At 73.9% G+C, this 17,513-nt stretch carries 16 protein-coding genes; 15 read left to right on the forward strand and 1 reads right to left on the reverse strand.

Annotated elements, in window-relative coordinates; genetic code table 11:
• Nucleotides 1–72: 72 nt before the first annotated feature.
• From ACQPZP_RS16275 to ACQPZP_RS16345, 15 genes are all read left to right on the forward strand, one after another.
• Nucleotides 73–1,608, forward strand: coding sequence for a UDP-N-acetylmuramoyl-L-alanyl-D-glutamate--2,6-diaminopimelate ligase (locus tag ACQPZP_RS16275; protein ID WP_433478449.1), 1,536 nt, complete (start codon nucleotides 73–75; stop codon nucleotides 1,606–1,608).
• Nucleotides 1,605–2,987, forward strand: coding sequence for a UDP-N-acetylmuramoyl-tripeptide--D-alanyl-D-alanine ligase (locus ACQPZP_RS16280; RefSeq protein WP_433478450.1), 1,383 nt, complete (start codon nucleotides 1,605–1,607; stop codon nucleotides 2,985–2,987). Before ACQPZP_RS16275 ends, ACQPZP_RS16280 begins: the two co-directional genes overlap by 4 nt.
• Complete coding sequence (gene mraY / locus ACQPZP_RS16285) at nucleotides 2,984–4,042, forward strand: phospho-N-acetylmuramoyl-pentapeptide-transferase (RefSeq protein ID WP_433468610.1); 1,059 nt, start codon at nucleotides 2,984–2,986, stop codon at nucleotides 4,040–4,042. Before ACQPZP_RS16280 ends, mraY begins: the two co-directional genes overlap by 4 nt.
• The gene (gene murD / locus ACQPZP_RS16290) at nucleotides 4,024–5,445 is read left to right on the forward strand and encodes a UDP-N-acetylmuramoyl-L-alanine--D-glutamate ligase (RefSeq protein WP_433478451.1); all 1,422 of its coding nucleotides are present in this window, start codon (nucleotides 4,024–4,026) and stop codon (nucleotides 5,443–5,445) included. The genes mraY and murD overlap by 19 nt, the downstream gene beginning before the upstream one ends.
• A gap of 2 nt (nucleotides 5,446–5,447) precedes the next feature.
• Nucleotides 5,448–6,701, forward strand: coding sequence for a putative lipid II flippase FtsW (gene ftsW / locus ACQPZP_RS16295; protein WP_433468612.1), 1,254 nt, complete (start codon nucleotides 5,448–5,450; stop codon nucleotides 6,699–6,701).
• 39 nt (nucleotides 6,702–6,740) lie between these two features.
• Complete coding sequence (gene murG / locus ACQPZP_RS16300; protein WP_433478452.1) at nucleotides 6,741–7,835, forward strand: undecaprenyldiphospho-muramoylpentapeptide beta-N-acetylglucosaminyltransferase; 1,095 nt, start codon at nucleotides 6,741–6,743, stop codon at nucleotides 7,833–7,835.
• Nucleotides 7,832–9,241: a UDP-N-acetylmuramate--L-alanine ligase gene (murC, locus tag ACQPZP_RS16305; RefSeq protein ID WP_433478453.1), complete on the forward strand. Its 1,410-nt coding sequence runs from the start codon at nucleotides 7,832–7,834 to the stop codon at nucleotides 9,239–9,241. The genes murG and murC overlap by 4 nt, the downstream gene beginning before the upstream one ends.
• A 63-nt stretch (nucleotides 9,242–9,304) precedes the next feature.
• The gene (locus tag ACQPZP_RS16310; RefSeq protein WP_433478454.1) at nucleotides 9,305–10,051 is read left to right on the forward strand and encodes a cell division protein FtsQ/DivIB; all 747 of its coding nucleotides are present in this window, start codon (nucleotides 9,305–9,307) and stop codon (nucleotides 10,049–10,051) included.
• A gap of 237 nt (nucleotides 10,052–10,288) precedes the next feature.
• The gene (gene ftsZ / locus ACQPZP_RS16315) at nucleotides 10,289–11,749 is read left to right on the forward strand and encodes a cell division protein FtsZ (RefSeq protein ID WP_433478455.1); all 1,461 of its coding nucleotides are present in this window, start codon (nucleotides 10,289–10,291) and stop codon (nucleotides 11,747–11,749) included.
• Entirely contained in the window at nucleotides 11,746–12,474 is a 729-nt protein-coding gene (gene pgeF, locus ACQPZP_RS16320; RefSeq protein WP_433478456.1) for a peptidoglycan editing factor PgeF, read from the forward strand. The genes ftsZ and pgeF overlap by 4 nt, the downstream gene beginning before the upstream one ends.
• A complete protein-coding gene (locus ACQPZP_RS16325; RefSeq protein ID WP_433478457.1) occupies nucleotides 12,471–13,184 on the forward strand; it encodes a YggS family pyridoxal phosphate-dependent enzyme in 714 nt (237 codons plus the stop codon). The genes pgeF and ACQPZP_RS16325 overlap by 4 nt, the downstream gene beginning before the upstream one ends.
• Nucleotides 13,185–13,289: 105 nt before the next feature.
• Nucleotides 13,290–13,826 (forward strand): cell division protein SepF, encoded by a 537-nt coding sequence (locus ACQPZP_RS16330; protein ID WP_433468619.1) that lies wholly within the window; start codon nucleotides 13,290–13,292, stop codon nucleotides 13,824–13,826.
• Nucleotides 13,827–13,847: 21 nt separating this feature from the next.
• Nucleotides 13,848–14,144, forward strand: coding sequence for a YggT family protein (locus ACQPZP_RS16335; RefSeq protein ID WP_173397743.1), 297 nt, complete (start codon nucleotides 13,848–13,850; stop codon nucleotides 14,142–14,144).
• Nucleotides 14,145–14,201: 57 nt separating this feature from the next.
• Complete coding sequence (locus ACQPZP_RS16340) at nucleotides 14,202–15,131, forward strand: DivIVA domain-containing protein (protein ID WP_433478458.1); 930 nt, start codon at nucleotides 14,202–14,204, stop codon at nucleotides 15,129–15,131.
• Nucleotides 15,132–15,283: 152 nt separating this feature from the next.
• The gene (locus ACQPZP_RS16345) at nucleotides 15,284–16,609 is read left to right on the forward strand and encodes a hypothetical protein (protein ID WP_433478459.1); all 1,326 of its coding nucleotides are present in this window, start codon (nucleotides 15,284–15,286) and stop codon (nucleotides 16,607–16,609) included.
• Between the two features lie 33 nt (nucleotides 16,610–16,642).
• Here the strand turns inward: ACQPZP_RS16345 and ACQPZP_RS16350 are convergent, their stop codons facing one another.
• A complete protein-coding gene (locus ACQPZP_RS16350; RefSeq protein WP_433478460.1) occupies nucleotides 16,643–17,440 on the reverse strand; it encodes a DUF1707 SHOCT-like domain-containing protein in 798 nt (265 codons plus the stop codon).
• Nucleotides 17,441–17,513 lie beyond the last annotated feature (73 nt).

Consider the following 17,513-nt stretch of genomic DNA (forward strand, 5'->3'; position numbering starts at 1 on the left):
GTACCCTCCTCGCCTGTGAGTCCACCACCCGTGTCCCAGCAGTCCCGTTCCGTTCGCACCGAAAGAAACGCCATGCGTCCCACTACCAATCCGGCTCGTCCGCTGAGCGGGCTCGCGGCGCTTCTCGGCATCGGACGGCAGGGATGGGACGATGTGTCGGCCACGGGGATCACGCACGACTCGCGCGCGGTGCTGCCCGGCGACATCTACGCGGCGCTGCCCGGCGCGCGCGCACACGGCGCCCAGTTCTCCGCCCAGGCCGCCGAGGCGGGCGCGGTGGCGGTCCTCACCGACGCCGACGGGTACGACCGGGCGGCGGCGACGGGCCTGCCGGTCCTGGTGACGGCCGACGTCCGGGCGCGGCTCGGCGACGTCGCGTCGTGGGTGTACGGCGAGCCGGGACGCGACATCACCCTCATCGGCGTGACCGGCACCAGCGGCAAGACCACGACGGTGTTCCTGCTGGACGCGGGCCTGCGCGCCGCCGGGATCGAGACCGGCCTGGTCGGCGGCGTCGAGATCCGGGTGGGCGGCGACCGGGTGCCGAGCGCGCTGACCACGCCGGAGGCCACCGACCTGCACGCGCTGCTGGCGATGATGCGCGAGCGCGGCGTCGGCGCCGCCGCGATGGAGGTGTCCAGCCACGCCCTCGTGCAGGGCCGCGTCGGCGGCGCCCGCTACGAGGTCGCGGTGTTCACCAACCTGTCCCAGGACCACCTGGACTACCACCCGACCATGCAGGACTACTTCCTCGCGAAGGCGCGGCTGTTCACGCCCGAGTACTCCCGCGTCGGCGTGGTCAACCTCGACGACCACTACGGCCGCGAGCTGCTGGAGATCGCCACGGTGCCGGCCACGACGTTCTCGCCGTCCGGGGACCCGGCCGCCGACTGGCGGGCCGAGAACGTGCGCGTCGGCGCCGACGGCAGCGTGTTCCGCGTCGTCGGGCCCGGCGGGATCGAGGCCGACGGCGAGGTCCGGCTCGCCGGCCCGTTCAACGTCGCCAACGCCCTCGCCGCGATCGTCGCGCTGGTCGAGGCCGGCATCCCGCTGCAGGCGGCGGTCCGCGGGGTCGCCTCGCTGCCCGGCGTCCCCGGCCGGCTGGAGCGGGTGGACGAGGGCCAGGACTTCGTGACCCTCGTCGACTACTCGCACAAGCCGGGCGCGGTCGAGGCCGTCCTGAACGCGCTGCGGCCCGTCACCGAGGGCGACCTCGTCGTGGTGCTCGGCTGCGGCGGCGACCGCGACCGCGGCAAGCGCCCGCTCATGGGGGAGGCCGCCGCCCGGCTGGCCGACACCGCGTACTTCACCAACGACAACCCGAGGTCGGAAGATCCGCTCGGGATCCTCGCCGCTATGGTCGAGGGCGGGCTCAAGGTGCCGCAGCCGGAGCGCGCGCACATCGTCGTCGAGCCCGACCGCGCCGCCGCGATCGCGCTCGCCGTCGGCCGGGCCCGCCGCGGCGACGTCCTCGTCGTCGCGGGCAAGGGCCACGAGCAGGGCCAGAACGTGGCGGGCGAGGTGCATCCGTTCGACGACCGCGAGGTCGTCCGCGCCGCGCTCCGGCACCACTCACGAGGGACTAGAGGGGACGGGACGCAGGCGTGATCCCACTTCCGCTGTCGACGATCGCGGAGATCACAGGAGGCACCCTCCACGGGCCTCCGGACGTGGTGGTGAGCGGTCCCGCGGTCATCGACTCCCGCGCGGCCGGGCCGGGCGCGCTGTTCGCGGCGCTGAAGGGCGAGCGCGCCGACGGGCACGACTTCGCGGCCGGAGCGCTGGCGGCCGGGGCCGCCGGGGTGCTCGCGCAGCGCCCGGTGGACGGGCCCTGCGTGGTCGTCCCCGACGTCCAGGAGGCGCTCGGGCGGCTCGCCAGGGGGCTGCTGGAGCGGCTGCCCGGCCTGACCGTCGTCGCGGTCACCGGGTCGGCGGGCAAGACCTCCACCAAGGACCTGATCGCGCAGGTCCTGAGCGGCGCCGGCCCCACGGTCTTCCCGCCCGGCTCGTTCAACAACGAGATCGGGCTGCCGCTCACCGTCCTGCGCGCCGATGCCGGCACCCGCCACCTCGTCCTGGAGATGGGCGCGCGTGGGATCGGTCACATCGCCTACCTGACCGGCATCGCGCGCCCGGACGTCGGCGTGGTGCTGAACGTCGGCACGGCGCACGTCGGCGAGTTCGGCGGCCGGGAGAACATCGCCCGTGCCAAGGGCGAGATCGTGGAGGCGGTGCCGCCGGGCGGGACCGCCGTCCTGAACGCCGACGACCCGCTGGTCGCCGCGATGGCGGCGCGCACCCGGGCCGGGGTCGTCACGTTCGGCCGCTCCCCGGACGCGATGATCCGCGCCGAGGACGAGACCCTCGACGAGCAGGGCCGGGCCCGGTTCACGCTGGTCACGCCGGAGGGCCGGGCACCCGTCGCGCTGCGCCTGCACGGCTCGCACGCCGTCCCGAACGCGCTGGCCGCGGCCGCCGCCGCGCGCGCGGCAGGGCTGGCCGCGGACGCGGTCGCCGAGGCGCTCTCCGCGGCCGTGCCGGTGAGCCGCTGGCGGATGGAGGTCACCGAACGCGCCGACGGGGTGACCGTGGTGAACGACGCCTACAACGCCAACCCCGACTCGACCCGCGCCGCGATCGACGTGCTCGCCCACATGGCCCGCGGACGCCGGGCCTACGCGGTGCTGGGCGAGATGGCCGAACTCGGCGACTCCGCCGTGGCGGAACATGCCAAGATCGGGCAGCATGTCGCGCGCAGCGGGATCGCCGGCCTCGTCGTCGTCGGCCCGAACGCGGCGGCGATGGCCGAAGGGGCCGGGCAGGTGGCGTCATGGACGGGAGAGTGCGTACAGGTGGATGACGTCGGCGCGGCGGTGACCGTGCTCAGGGAGCGGCTCGCGCCGCGGGACGTCGTGCTGGTGAAGGGCTCCCGCGTGGCCGGCCTGGAACGGGTGGCCGAGGCGCTCCTCGCGGAGGGCGGCCGATGACCAACATCATCATCGCCGCGGGGATCGCGCTGGTCTTCGTGATGGTCGGCACCCCGGTGTGGATCCGGATCGTCAACCGGCTCGGCTACGGCCAGATGATCCGGGACGAGGGCCCCGAGGCCCATCTGAACAAGCGCGGCACCCCCACGATGGGCGGGACGGTCTTCATCGTCGGCTCGCTCGTCGGCTACGCCGCGGCGCACCTGTTCACCGGGGACGCGCCCACGATCTCGGGCGTCCTCGTGCTGTTCCTGATGACCGGCCTCGGCCTCGTCGGGTTCGTGGACGACTACATCAAGGTGTTCAAGCAGCGCAGCCTCGGGCTGCGCAGCGGCGCCAAGATGATCGGCATCATCCTCGTCGGCGTCGTGTTCGCCGTCGGGTCGCTGAACTTCCCCAACGGCTACGACGTCACCCCCGCCGACCCCCACCTGTCCTTCCTGCGCGACTTCGGCCCCTCGATCGGCCCGTACCTGTTCGTGGTGTGGGCGCTGCTGCTCATCGCGGCGATGTCCAACGGCGTGAACCTGACCGACGGGCTGGACGGCCTCGCGGCGGGCCCGGCCGGCATGGTGCTGGCCGCCTACGTGATCATCGGGAACTGGCAGCTGCGCAACAGCTGCGCCGCCGCCCTCGCCCCCAACTGCTACAGCGTCCGCGACCCCCTCGACCTCGCGGTGGTCGCCGCGGCCGTGCTCGGCGGCGTGTTCGGCTTCCTGTGGTGGAACGCCCCGCCCGCGAAGATCTTCATGGGCGACACCGGCTCGCTCGCCCTCGGCGGCGTGCTGGTCGGCCTCGCGATCCTCACCCGCACCCAGTTCCTGCTCGCCATCCTGTGCGGCCTGATCGTCATGATCACGCTGTCGGTGATCATCCAGGTCGGCGGGTTCAAGCTGACCAGGAAACGGGTGTTCAAGATGGCCCCGCTGCAGCACCACTTCGAGCTGTCCGGCTGGGCCGAGACCACGATCGTCGTGCGGTTCTGGCTGATGTCGGCGACGTTCGTCGCGATCGGCATCGGCCTGTTCTACCTGGAATGGATGCCGAAGAAGTGAGCGACCGCCCCTGGGACGGCCTGCCGGTGTGCGTGGCGGGGCTCGGCGTGTCCGGCCGCGCCGCCGCCCGCGTCCTCGCCGGGCGCGGCGCCCGCGTCACCGTCGTGGACGCCCGCGACGGCGCGGAGCAGCGCGGGCACGCCGCCGAGCTGGAGGCCCGCGGGGTCACCGTCCGGCTCGGCGACGGGGAGGGCCTCCCGGCGGGCACCGGGCTCGTCGTGACCTCGCCGGGCTGGCGGCCGGACGTGCCGCTGCTCGCCGCGGCCGCCGCGGCCGGGATCGAGATCATCGGCGAGGTCGAGCTGGCATGGCGGCTCCGTGCGCCGGATGCGGCGCCCTGGCTGGCCATCACGGGGACGGACGGCAAGACCACCGTCGTGCGGATGCTGGCGTGCATGCTCACCGCCGCCGGCCACAAGGCCCTGGCCGTCGGAAATGTCGGAACCCCCATCGTGGAGGCGGTCGCCGAGCCGTACGACGTCCTGGCGGTCGAGCTGTCGAGCTACCAGCTGCACTGGTCCAGCACGCTCGCCCCGCAGGCGGCGGCGGTGCTGAACGTCGCGCCGGACCACCTCGACTGGCACGGTTCCATGGACGCCTACGTCGGCGCCAAGGCCAAGATCTTCGCGCCCGGCTGCGTCGCGGTCTACAACGCCGACGACGCCACGTCCACCGCGCTCGCGGAGCGCGCCGGGGGCCTGGACCGGAAGGTCGGCTTCACCCTCCGGGTGCCGCGCCCCGGCGAGCTCGGCGTCGTCGAGGAGCTGATGGTCGACCGGGCGTTCACCGAGGATCCGGTGAGCCAGGCGGCGGAGCTGGCCGGACTCGCCGACGTCCGCCCGTTCGCGCCGCACAACGTCGCCAACGCGCTGGCCGCCGCCGGGCTGGCCCGCGCGTTCGGCGTGCCGCCCGAGGCCGTCCGCGCGGGTCTGCAGGCGTTCGTGCCCGACCCGCACCGCATCCAGCACGTCGCGGACGTCGCCGGCGTCGCCTACGTCAACGACTCCAAGGCGACCCAGCCGCACGCGGCCGCCGCGTCCCTCGCCGCCTACGAGCCGGTCGTGTGGATCGCCGGCGGCCTTCTCAAGGGCCTCGACGTCGACGACCTCGTGCGCTCGTGCGCCGCGCGGCTGCGCGGGGTCGTGCTCATGGGGCGCGACCGGCACCGGATCGCCGAGGCACTCGCGCGACACGCCCCGGATGTCCCGGTGGTGGACGTCCCCGACACCGACACTGGGGCCATGGACCGCGTCGTCAACGAAGCCTCCGGCCTCGCCCGCCCCGGGGACACCGTGCTGCTCGCGCCCGTCGGGGCGTCCTTCGACATGTTCGCCAACTACCCGGCCCGGGGGGACGCCTTCATCGCGGCCGTCGGACGCCTCGCCGCCGGAAACGCCGGCTAGCCGTGACCGCCGCGGCCGAGGAGGAGAGCGGCCGGCGCCCGGGGCCACGGGAGCAGGTGGTCGCCGCCGTCGGGCTGCTCGACCGGCCCCTCACCTCCTACTACCTGGTGCTGGGCTGCTCGGTGATGCTGCTCGCGCTCGGCCTGACGATGGTGCTGTCGGCGTCCAGCGTCAAGCAGCTCCAGGCGACGGGCTCGGCGTACACGCTGTTCCAGAAGCAGGCCATGTGGGTGGCGATCGGGCTGCCGGGGATGTGGCTGGCGTCCCGGCTGCCGGTGAAGACGTTCCGTGCGCTCGCCTACCCGCTGCTGCTGCTGTCGGTCGTCGCGCTGGCGATGGTGCTGGTCCCCGGGCTCGGGCGCAGCGCGGGCGGCGCCACCCGCTGGGTCGATCTCGGCCCGGTGCAGATCCAGCCGTCCGAGCTCGCCAAGCTCGCCCTCGTGCTGTGGGGCGCCGACCTGCTGGCCCGCAAGGACCGGCTCGGCCAGCTCACCGAGTGGCGGCCGCTGCTCGTCCCGCTGATGCCGGGGGCCGGGGTCCTCGTCCTGCTGGTCATGCTGGGCAGCGACCTCGGCACCACGCTGGTGCTCCTCACGATCTTCCTGGCGCTGCTGTGGGTCGTCGGCGCGCCCGGACGGCTGTTCCTCGGCATCGGCGGTCTCGTCTGCCTGCTGGTGTCCATCCTGATCGTCGTCGAGCCGTACCGGATGCAGCGGCTCACCGGCTTCCTGGACTCCTCCGGCAACAAGCTCACCATCAACTACCAGGGCACCCAGGGGCTGTACGCGGTCGCCTCGGGCGGCTTCTTCGGCACCGGTCTCGGGGAGGGGCGCGCCAAGTGGGACTATCTGCCGCACGCCGAGACCGACTTCATCTTCGCGATCGTGGGGGAGGAGCTGGGGCTGGTCGGCGCCCTCGTCGTGCTCGGCCTGTTCGGGCTGCTCGCCTACGCCGGGCTGCGGATCGCGCGGCGCGTGAAGGACCCGTTCACCCGGCTCGCCGCCGCCGGCGCCACGGCGTGGCTGGTGGTGCAGGCGATCGTGAACATCGGCGCCGTCATCGGCGTCCTGCCCATCACCGGCATCCCGCTGCCGCTGGTCTCCTACGGAGGCTCGGCGCTGATCCCGACCCTGTTCGCGCTCGGGATGCTGCTCGCGTTCGCCAAACGGGAGCCCGGCGCGCGGCAGGCACTCTCCGCACGGGGTCCCGGACCGGTCGTGAGGGCTCTAAGCTGGCTGGGTCTGGCACGGCGTTGAAATCCCCCTTCCGAACACGCTGAGGAGTTGTCAACGGACATGAGGGTTGTCCTGGCCGGCGGCGGCACCGCCGGACACATCGAGCCCGCCCTGGCGCTCGCCGACGCGCTGCGCCGCAACGACCCGAACACCGGGATCGTCTGCCTCGGGACCGAGCGGGGGCTGGAGACCCGCCTCGTCCCGCAGCGGGGCTACGAGCTCGCCCTGATCCCGCCGGTGCCGCTGCCGCGCACGCTGACCCCGCAGCTGCTGTCGGTCCCCGGCCGGCTCCGCGGGGCGATCAACGCGGCCGCGTCCGTCCTCGACCAGGCGCAGGCCGACGTCCTGGTCGGGTTCGGCGGCTACGTCGCCACACCCGGCTACCTGGCGGCGCGCAAGCGCAAGGTGCCGATCATCGTGCACGAGGCCAACCCGAAGCCGGGCCTCGCCAACAAGCTCGGCGCCCGCTTCACCGACCACGTCGCGGTGTCGCACTCGGACTCGCCGCTGCCGAACGCCACGTTCGTCGGCATCCCGCTGCGGCGCGAGATCGCGACCCTCGACCGGCTCGCGATGGGCGACAAGGCCCGCTCCTACTTCGGGCTGCTCCCCGACCTGCCCACGCTGCTGATCTTCGGCGGCTCGCAGGGCGCCCGCTCGCTCAACCAGGCCGCCGTCGCCTCCGCGCCGTACTTCCGGCAGGCGGGCATCCAGGTGCTGCACATCGTCGGGCCGAAGAACACCGAGGAGCCCGAGCCCGCGTCCGGCGGCCCCCAGTACGTGACCATCCCGTACTGCGACCGGATGGACCTCGCCTACGCCGCCGCCGACATGGCGATGTGCCGCGCGGGCGCGATGACCTGCGCCGAGCTCGCCGCGGTCGCGCTGCCGGCGGTGTACGTCCCGCTCCCGATCGGCAACGGAGAGCAGCGGCTGAACGCCGAACCGATCGTCGCGGCGGGCGGCGGCATGCTGGTCGACAACGCCGAGCTGTCGCCCGACTGGATCGCGCGGCACCTGCTGCCGGTGCTGGCCGACCCGGCCCGCGTCGCGCACATGTCGGAGGCCGCCGGCCGGATGGGACGCCGCGACGCCGACGTCGCGCTCGCCCGGATGGTCTACGACGTGGTCCGCTCGGCGGGCGCCGCCCGATGAGCCTGATCGACCCCGGCGAGGTGGTGCCGGCCGGCGAGCTCGGCCGGGTGCACTTCATCGCGATCGGGGGCGCCGGGATGTCCGGCGTCGCCCGCATCATGCTGCGCCGCGGCATCGGGGTGTCCGGCAGCGACGCGCGCGACTCCGAGCTGCTCACCCAGCTCGGCGACCTCGGCGCCAAGGTCTTCGTCGGGCACGACGCGGCGCACGTGGGCGACGCCGACACGGTGGTGGTGTCCACGGCGATCCGGGAGACCAACCCGGAGCTGGTCGCCGCCCGCGAGCGCGGGCTGCGCGTCCTGCACCGCTCCGCCGCGCTCGCCTCCCTGATGGCGGGCCGGCGGGCCGTGGCGGTGGCGGGCACGCACGGCAAGACCACCACGACGTCGATGCTGACGGTGGCGCTCCAGCACGCCGGCATCGACCCGTCCTACTGCATCGGCGGGCAGCTCGTCACCACCGGGCTCGGCGCCGACGAGGGCACCGGGGACGTGTTCGTCGCGGAGGCCGACGAGAGCGACGGGTCGTTCCTCATGTACACCCCGCGCATCGCGGTCGTCACCAACGTCGAGGCCGACCACCTCGACAACTACGGCGGCTTCGAGAAGGTGAAGGAGAACTTCGCCCGCTTCGTCGACCGGATCGAGCCCGGCGGGACGCTCGTCGCCGGCGCCGACGATCCCGTCGCGATGGAGCTGTCGGAACGGGCGCGGGCCCGCGGGCTGACGGTCCTGACGTACGGGGCGGCCGAGGGCGCCGACCTGCGCGTGACCGGATTCACCCCGCGCGGCCTCGGCTCCCGGTTCGGGATCGAGGGCGCCGGCGAGGTCGCGCTCGCCGTCCCCGGCCGGCACAACGCGCTCAACGCCGCCGCCGTGGTCGCGGTCGCGCGGGCCCTCGGCGCGGACGAGGAGGCCGTGCGGGCCGGCCTCGCCGGGTTCGGCGGGGCGATGCGGAGGCTGGAGCGCAAGGGCGAGGCGGGCGGCGTCGAGGTGTTCGACAGCTACGCCCACCACCCGACCGAGCTGACCGCCGACCTGGACGCCACCCGCGACTACCTGGGGGAGAAGGGCGGGCAGGGCCGCATCGTCGCGGTGTTCCAGCCGCACCTGTACAGCCGCACCCGGTTCTTCGCCGCCGAGTTCGGCGCGGCGCTCGGGCTCGCCGACGTCGCGGTCGTGCTGGACGTGTACGGCGCCCGTGAGGACCCGGAGCCGGGGGTGACCGGCGCGCTCGTCGCGGACGCCGTCCCGGCGGGCACCGAGGCCGTGTACGTCCCGGTCCGGGACGAGGTGCCCGACATCGCGGCGTCGCTGGCCCGGCCTGGCGACGTCGTCATCACGCTGGGTGCGGGGGACGTGACGCAGCTGGGCCCGCTCGTGCTGGAACGTCTCGCCGGAGCGTGAGGATGACACGCCGCGGCCCGCGCGGTCGGCGGCGGACGGGCGGAACACTGTCAAGCTTGGGTCATGACCGAGGCGCGGACGGACCGGCCCGCGGCGCCGGACGGGGACGCGGCGCCCGGCGGGCGCGGCCGCCCGAACCGGTGGAAGGTGGTGTTCGTCACCCTGCTGGTCCTCGGCGCGCTCGGCGCGGTGAGCTGGGTGCTGCTCGGGTCCCGGCTGCTGGTCGTGCGGCACGTCGAGGTGACCGGCACCCATCTCGCGCCGCGGGACCGGGTGGTGGCCGCCGCCGGGATCGATCTCGGGACGCCGATGGCGCGGCTCCGGACCGGCGCGGTCCGGGACCGGGTGGAGCGGCTGCGCGAGGTCGACTCGGTGAAGATCGAGCGGCACTGGCCGGGCACGGTGCGGATCGTGGTGCGGGAACGGGTGCCGGTGGCCGTGTTCGCCCGCGCCGGCCGCTACCTGCTGCTCGACCGGCACGGGGTGACCGTCGCCGACGGCGAGTCCCGGCCGCCGGGGCTCCCGGCGCTGACGGTCGCGTCGCCCGGGCCGTCCGACAAGGCGACCCTCGCGGCGCTCACGGTGCTCACCGGCCTGCCCGAAAGCCTCGGCGACAGGCTCACCGAGGTGGAGGCGACCGGCCCGGAGGCCGTCACCCTGTACCTGGCGGGAGGCCAGACGGTGGAGTGGGGCGCGGCGGAACGGTCGGCGGAGAAGATCCGGCTTCTGGAGGCCCTGCGGCGCACGGCCGCCGGGCGCGCGATCCGCACCGTCGACATCAGCTCGCCCGAGGTGCTCAAGACGAAGTGACCCGGGCGGATGCGCACCGGATGCGACACGCCGGAGCGGTTGAGGGCAGGTTAGTTGACCCTGGCGGTAAGGCCGCCCTACTGTCCGTATCAGTCCTCAGGTTGACATAAGTGTAAGCCTCAAGTTGAGGGTGAGGGTTCAAGCCCGCACCCAACATGCACACAGGTCGGGAACACCGCGGCGGCACGGTCGGCAGACCGGTCAGGGCGGTCGGAGAGAGCGGAAAGGCCCCTCGTCGTGGCAGCACCGCAGAATTACCTCGCGGTCATCAAGGTCGTCGGCATCGGCGGCGGCGGCGTCAACGCCGTCAACAGGATGATCGAAGAGGGACTCAAGGGCGTCGAGTTCATCGCGATCAACACGGACGCCCAGGCGCTGCTGATGAGTGACGCCGACGTGAAACTGGACGTGGGCCGCGAGCTCACCCGGGGTCTCGGCGCGGGCGCGAACCCCGACGTCGGCCGCAAGGCCGCCGAGGACCACCGGGAGGAGATCGAGGAGGTGCTCAAGGGCGCCGACATGGTCTTCGTCACCGCCGGGGAGGGCGGCGGCACCGGCACCGGCGGGGCGCCCGTGGTCGCCAACATCGCCCGCTCGCTCGGCGCGCTGACGATCGGCGTGGTCACCCGGCCGTTCAGCTTCGAGGGCAAGCGCCGCGCCATGCAGGCCGAGGCCGGCATCGAGACGCTGCGCGACGAGGTCGACACCCTCATCGTCATCCCCAACGACCGGCTGCTGTCGATCTCCGACCGGCAGGTCAGCGTGCTGGACGCGTTCAAGGCCGCCGACCAGGTCCTGCTCTCCGGTGTCCAGGGCATCACCGACCTGATCACCACCCCGGGCCTGATCAACCTCGACTTCGCCGACGTCAAGTCCGTCATGTCCGGCGCCGGCTCGGCGCTGATGGGCATCGGCTCGGCGCGCGGCGACGACCGCTCGGTCGCCGCCGCCGAGATGGCGATCTCCAGCCCGCTGCTGGAGGCCAGCATCGACGGCGCGCACGGCGTGCTGCTGTCCATCTCCGGCGGCTCCGACCTCGGCCTGTTCGAGATCAACGAGGCCGCGCAGCTGGTGTCCAACGCGGCAGCCCCCGACGCCAACATCATCTTCGGCGCGGTCATCGACGACGCGCTCGGCGACGAGGTCCGGGTCACGGTGATCGCGGCGGGCTTCGACGAAGGCCGCCCCGCCAAGCCCGCCCCCGCGCCGGAGAGCAAGCGGCTGCCCCCGCCGCCGCGGCCCGTCCCGCCGCCGGCGCCCGCCGCCCCGGCCAACCCGATCCCCAGCCGGGTCGGGCGGTCCGAGGCCGCGGGCGGCCAGCCGCCCGCGCAGCAGCAGTCGGTGGCGCAGGCCGCCGCCGCGCCGTCCGCGCCGGCCCCCGCTCCGCCGAGGCCCGAGAGCGACCGGGCGCAGCCGGCCGGGCAGGGCCAGGGCGACCGGGCCGCCGGACGCGGCGAGCCCTCGCGGCCCGAGGGCGCCTCGTCCGGGCAGCCCGGGCCTCCGGGCGACCGTGAGGCGGGATCGTCCGGCGAGTCCGGCGGTGCGCGCACCCCCGCGCCCCGCCCGCCCTCCGAGCAGGCGTCGCCCCGCGTGCACGCGGGAGAGAACGACGGCGGCCCCGCCTCCTCCGGGCAGCGGCGCCGTCCCGTGGTGTTCGACGAGGACGACGACCTCGACGTCCCCGACTTCCTGAAGTGATCACCGCCGTCGCCCTGGGCGACGGCGTCGGCGCCGGCTTCACCGGCCGCGCCGGCGGCGTGAGCAGGCCCCCCTACGACTCCCTCAACCTCGGCGGCGCGGTCGGCGACGACCCGGCCGCCGTCCTGGACAACCGGCGGCGCGCCGCCGCCGCGCTCGGCGCCGACCCGGAACGCACCGTCTTCATGCGGCAGGTGCACGGCGCCGACGTCGCGTTCGTCACGTCCCCCGATCTGCCCGGCCCGGTCGACGCGATCGTCACGACCGTCCCCGGCCTCGCCCTCGCCGTCCTCGTCGCCGACTGCGCGCCCGTGCTGCTGGCCGATCCCGCCGCCGGGGTCGTCGGCGCCGCGCACTCCGGCCGTCCCGGAACGGCCGCGGGCGTCGTGCCGGCGCTGGTGAAGGCGATGTGCGAGCGGGGCGCCGACCCCGCGCGGATGACGGCAGCGATCGGTCCCGCCGCGTGCGGCCGCTGCTACGAGGTCCCCGCGCGGATGCGGGACGAGGTCGCCGCGACCGTCCCCGCCGCCTACGCCACCACGTCGAAGGGCACGCCCGGTCTCGACATCCGCGCCGGTGTCGCCGAGCAGCTCGCCTCCGCCGGAGTGACCGCGGTGGACGCCGACCCGCGCTGCACCATCGAGGACCCGGGCCTCTTCTCGTACCGCCGCGAGGGGAACACCGGGCGCTTCGCCGGATATGTCTGGCTCAAGGAAGACGCGTGACCGGCCCGGACGCCCCCGAGCGGCGCGCCGAGATCGCCGAGGGCATCGCGGCGGTCCGGGCGCGCATCGCCGCCGCCTGCGCCGCCGCCGGGCGGGACGAGGGCGAGATCACGCTGATCGCGGTGACCAAGACGTTCCCCGCGTCCGACGTGCGGCTGCTGGCCGGGCTCGGGCTCACCGAGGTCGGGGAGAACCGCGACCAGGAGGCCCGCCCGAAGGCCGCCGACTGCGCCGACCTGCCGCTCACCTGGCACTTCGTCGGGCGCCTGCAGACCAACAAGGCCCGCGCCGTCGCCGGGTACGCCGACGTCGTCCACTCCGTGGACCGGTCGAGGCTGGTCACCGGCCTGTCGGACGGCGCCGTCCGGGCCGGCCGCACGCTCCGCTGCCTCGTCCAGGTGTCGCTGGACGAGGCCGAAGGGCGGGGCGGGGCGGCACCCGGCGCGGTCCCGGGACTGGCCGACGAGATCGCCGGGGCCGCCGGCCTGGAACTCGGCGGGGTGATGGCCGTCGCGCCGCTCGGCGCCGACCCGCTGCCCGCCTTCACCCGCCTCGCGGGGGTTGCGGACGAACTGCGGCGGAACCATCCGGGCGCCTCGATCGTCAGTGCGGGTATGAGCGGCGATCTGGAGCAGGCGATCGCGTGCGGCGCGACACACCTGCGGGTCGGTACGGCGTTGCTCGGCGGCCGACGGGCAATCGTCAGGTAATGTCCCCCCAGTGGTACCTGCCGGAACGCGGGCCGCCACGACGGACCAGTCCAACGCGGTGCCGGACGCGCCCGGCCGCCGCATCCACAGGACACGGAGGGGCGTATGGCCAGCGCGATGCGCAAGATGGCGGTCTACCTCGGCCTTGTGGAGGACGACCGTTACGACGACAAGTACGGCGACTACGACGAGTACGAGGTCTACGACGAGGAGACCGACACCGGCCAGGGCCGTCGTCGCGAGGACGAATCCGGCGGTCAGCTTACCCGAGCGGAAGAGACCTCGGACCGGGATCGCGACCATCACTCCACGTCGACGATCGAGCGACGCTCCGTGGCGCTCTACGAGTCGGGTACCACCGACCTTGCGCGTATCACTACGCTGCACCCAAGGACCTACAACGAGGCGAGGACCATCGGGGAGCATTTCCGGGAGGGCACGCCGGTGATCATGAACCTGACCGAGATGGTCGACAGCGACGCCAAGCGTCTGGTCGACTTCGCGGCGGGTCTCGTGTTCGGCCTGCACGGCAGCATCGAGCGTGTTACCAACAAGGTGTTCCTGCTGTCGCCCGCCAACGTGGAGGTGACGGCCGAGGACAAGGCCCGGATGGCAGAACGAGGGTTCTTCAACCAAAGCTGAGAGTCGCATGCGAGAGTATCCGTGAACATCGTTGGATCCGTCCTGCAGGGCGTCCTGTACCTCTTCCTGCTGTTCCTGATCGGGAGGCTGGTCCTGGAGGTCCTGCAGTCGTTCGCCCGGCAATGGAAGCCGACCGGGGTGGTGCTGGTGATCGCCGAAGTGACCTACACGGTCACCGATCCGCCCCTGAAGCTGCTCAGGCGTTTCATCCCGCCCATCCGGCTGGGTAACGTTGCACTGGACCTCAGCTTCACCGTGCTCATACTTGTGGTCTGGGTCTTGATCGTCTTCGTCGGCTCCATATTCGGCGGAGGTTAGGTCGATCGGATACCGTCCTTCGGGGACAGACTCCAAGCGCGCCAAGGAGACGAGAACATGCCGCTGACACCCGCCGATGTGCGGAACAAGCAGTTCAGTACCACCAGGCTGAGGCCGGGGTACGACGAGGAGGAGGTGGACGCCTTCCTCGACGAGGTCGAGGCCGAGCTCGACCGCCTCATCCAGGAGAACGAGGAGCTGCGGGCCAAGCTGGCCGAGTGCCTGCGCGGCAAGGTCCCCGCCATGGCCGCCCCCATCGTGGAGCCCAAGCCGGACGTCCAGAAGATTCCCGAGCCTCCTCGTCCCGAACCGCAGCCGCAGCCCGAGCCGGAGCCCGTGCTCGGCGGCCTCGGCATGGCTCCCGCGCCCACCGGCGAGGACAACATGGACACCGCGGCCCGCGTCCTCGCGCTGGCCCAGCAGACCGCCGACCAGGCGATCGCCGACGCCCGCCGGGAGGCCGACGAGACGCTCGGCCGCGCCCGCCGCGAGGCCGAGGAGATCCTCGGCAAGGCCCGCCGGCAGGCCGACCAGATCGTCAGCGAGGCGCGCTCCCGCGCCGAGGCCCTCGACCGCGACGCCCAGGAGCGGCACCGCCAGGTCATGGGCTCGCTCGTGCAGCAGCGCGAGGAGCTGGAGCGCGAGGTCGACAACCTGCGCGCGTTCGAGCGCGAGTACCGCAGCCGCCTGAAGGTGTACCTGGAGGGCCAGCTGCGCGATCTCGAGGCGGGCAGCACCGAGACCGGCGCGTTCGCGGCCGTCCCGGGCGCGGCCCCGGCCCAGTCGCCGCAGAACCCCCCGCAGCCCGCTCCGCAGCCGAGCCCGCAGAACTCGCTGCCGCACGCCGAGAACCGCAACGGCACCCCGGGTGGACAGGCCCCGGCGCCGGGCACGTTCCCGGCACCGGAGCACACCCAGCAGGTGCAGCACTCGGCGACCGGCGCGTTCCACTCGGGCGGCGACAACCCGCCGCACGACAGGCGCTGATCGGGCCGCCGCAGGCGATAGTGTCGTTCTGATCGCCGCGCCGGGGATGGCCGAGCCGCCATCCCCGCGGCGCCGGGCGGCCCCTCGCGGCCGGCCGCCGGGCCCCTCGCGCGGCCCGGAACCGAGCGGTCCGAACGAGTGGGAGAGACCCTGTGATCATCCTGAGTGGCGTTCTCGTGGTGGTGGCGATCGCCCTGCTGGTAGCGGGAATCGTCGTCGGCAACGGAGACAGCGCCCAGGTCTTCGGCCTGGATGCGCTGGTGGTGATCTACATATCGATCGCCGTCAGCATCGTCTCCGCGCTCTGCCTGGCCATCGGGGTGTTCCTGCGGCGCAAGGAGCTGTTCGGCCCGGGCGCCCCGCCCGCTCCCGCCCGCGCGGGCAAGAAGGCCAAGAAGAAGGACAAGCGCGGGAAGGCCGCGCCTCCCGCCCCGGCGGCGAACGCCCAGGGCGCGCCGGACGCCAAGTCCCCGGCCGTGGAGCCGGCCGACGACGAGGTGGAACTCCCCGCCCCGGCCGTCGACGTCCCGGACGACGCGCTCGTCTTCGTCGTCCGCGGCCGCAAGCGCTACCACCTCGACACCTGCCGGCAGCTCGCCGGCCGGGAGACCGAGGAGCTCACCTACGCCGAGGCCAAGGAGGAGGGGTTCAGCCCCTGTACCGCCTGCATGCCCGACACCGCACTGGCGGCGCGCGCCGCGGTGTCGGCACCCGCGTCACCCGACGCGGGCAAGGCGGCGGGGGCCGGACCCGCGATCCGCGAGCCCGGCGCGGAGCGATCCGAGGGCGGCCTGGCGGGCCTCGCCAAGCCGGCGCCCACGTCGTTCGACAAGCCCGCCTCGTTCGACAAGCCCGCCGCGGGCGATCCCGGCGGCACGTTCGACGCGACGACCGAGATCCCGCAGGCGGACGAGCCCGCCGCGGAGCCGGACGCCCCGGTGCGGGGCCAGGCGGGGCCGACCCGGGCCGACATCCCCGTCGCGGGCGTCTTCGCGTCCGGCAAGGCGGCCGATGAGCCCGAGGAGGCTCTCACGGCGCCGGAGAAGGCCGATCCCGCCGAGGCCGAGACGGAGGAAGGCTCCGCCGCGGAACGGTCCGCTGAGACCGAATCGGCGCCGCCGGACATCACCGTCGACCTCGGCTCCGCGGCGCTCGGCCTGGCCGACGCCACGGCGCCCGCCCCGCGGCCCCGCGAGGAGGAGGCCCCCGCACCGGAACCCGAGCCGGTCGCGGAGCAGGAGCCCGCCGAGGAGCCGTCCGAGCCGTCCGAGCCGTCCACGGACGAGCCCGACGGCGACGGCCCGCAGGTCCGCATCCTGAGCGGCACCAAGCGCTACCACCGCGTCGACTGCGCCCTGATCGAGGACATCGGCGACGAGGCCGACGACCTGGAGTCGCTGTCCCGCGCCGAGGCCAAGTCGCGGGGCTGCACGCCCTGCCTGGTCTGCCAGCCCGACCGCGAGCACGTCCGCGACTGACCGGCCCGCGCCCGGGCGGGCGCGGGGCCGGGGTCAGCGGCCGCGGTGGCGCTCGTCCCGCAGCTCGCGGAGCCGGTCACGGCGCTCGTCCCGCCGCTGCCGCCGCTCCTCGCGCCGCTCCTGCTGCAGGTCCCGCATTTCCTCGCGGTGCCGCCTGTGCAGCTGGTGGATCTCCCGGTGCCGGTCGCGGTGCCCGCCCTTCTCCTTGGGCGCGCGGCGTTTCACCGAGACGCCGCCGAACAGCAGCATCCCGGTCAGCCGGATGACGGGCGCGTCCGGGTCGGTGGTGTCGTCCTCCGGCAGATCGTTCCCGCCGAAGATCGAGACGTTGGACCCGACGACCCTGACCCCGGGCGGCACGATCATGTTCACGCCGCCGAAGACGCAGTTGACGTTGATCGTCACCTCGCTCCGGCTGAGGACGGCCTGCCGGAAGTCCAGGTCCACACCGCCGAACACGCACGACACGTTGGTGGTGGGCTCGACGAGCCAGCGGCCCTTCCGCCCCGCCCCGGAGAAGATCGCCACGAGGTTGGGCGACTGCGGCGGGGGCGGCGCGAGCGGCTGCGGCTCCTTGCGCAGGTCCACCCGGGGGCGCGGCGCGTACTCCGGCGGCAGGTCGCTGAGGACGGGCTCCAGCTCGGCGTACGTCTTGGCGTTGTAGACGGCGTCGATGCGCTCGGCGTGCTCCTCCGGCGTGATGCGCCCCTCCGCCAGGGCCTCGCGCAGGCGGTCGGCGACCTCGTCGCGGTCGGCGTCCGACGCGCGCATGCTCGCGGGGGACGGCCGCGCCGGAGGTTCGGAGCCCGAAGGCTGCTCGGGAAGATTCACCCGACCATCATCGCAAACGCGATGTGTCGCGAAAAACCCCATCGCAGAACTTCTCCACCGGGCCGCATCCGGA

The organism is Spirillospora sp. CA-142024 (assembly GCF_050942325.1).
GTDB lineage: Bacteria > Actinomycetota > Actinomycetes > Streptosporangiales > Streptosporangiaceae > Spirillospora.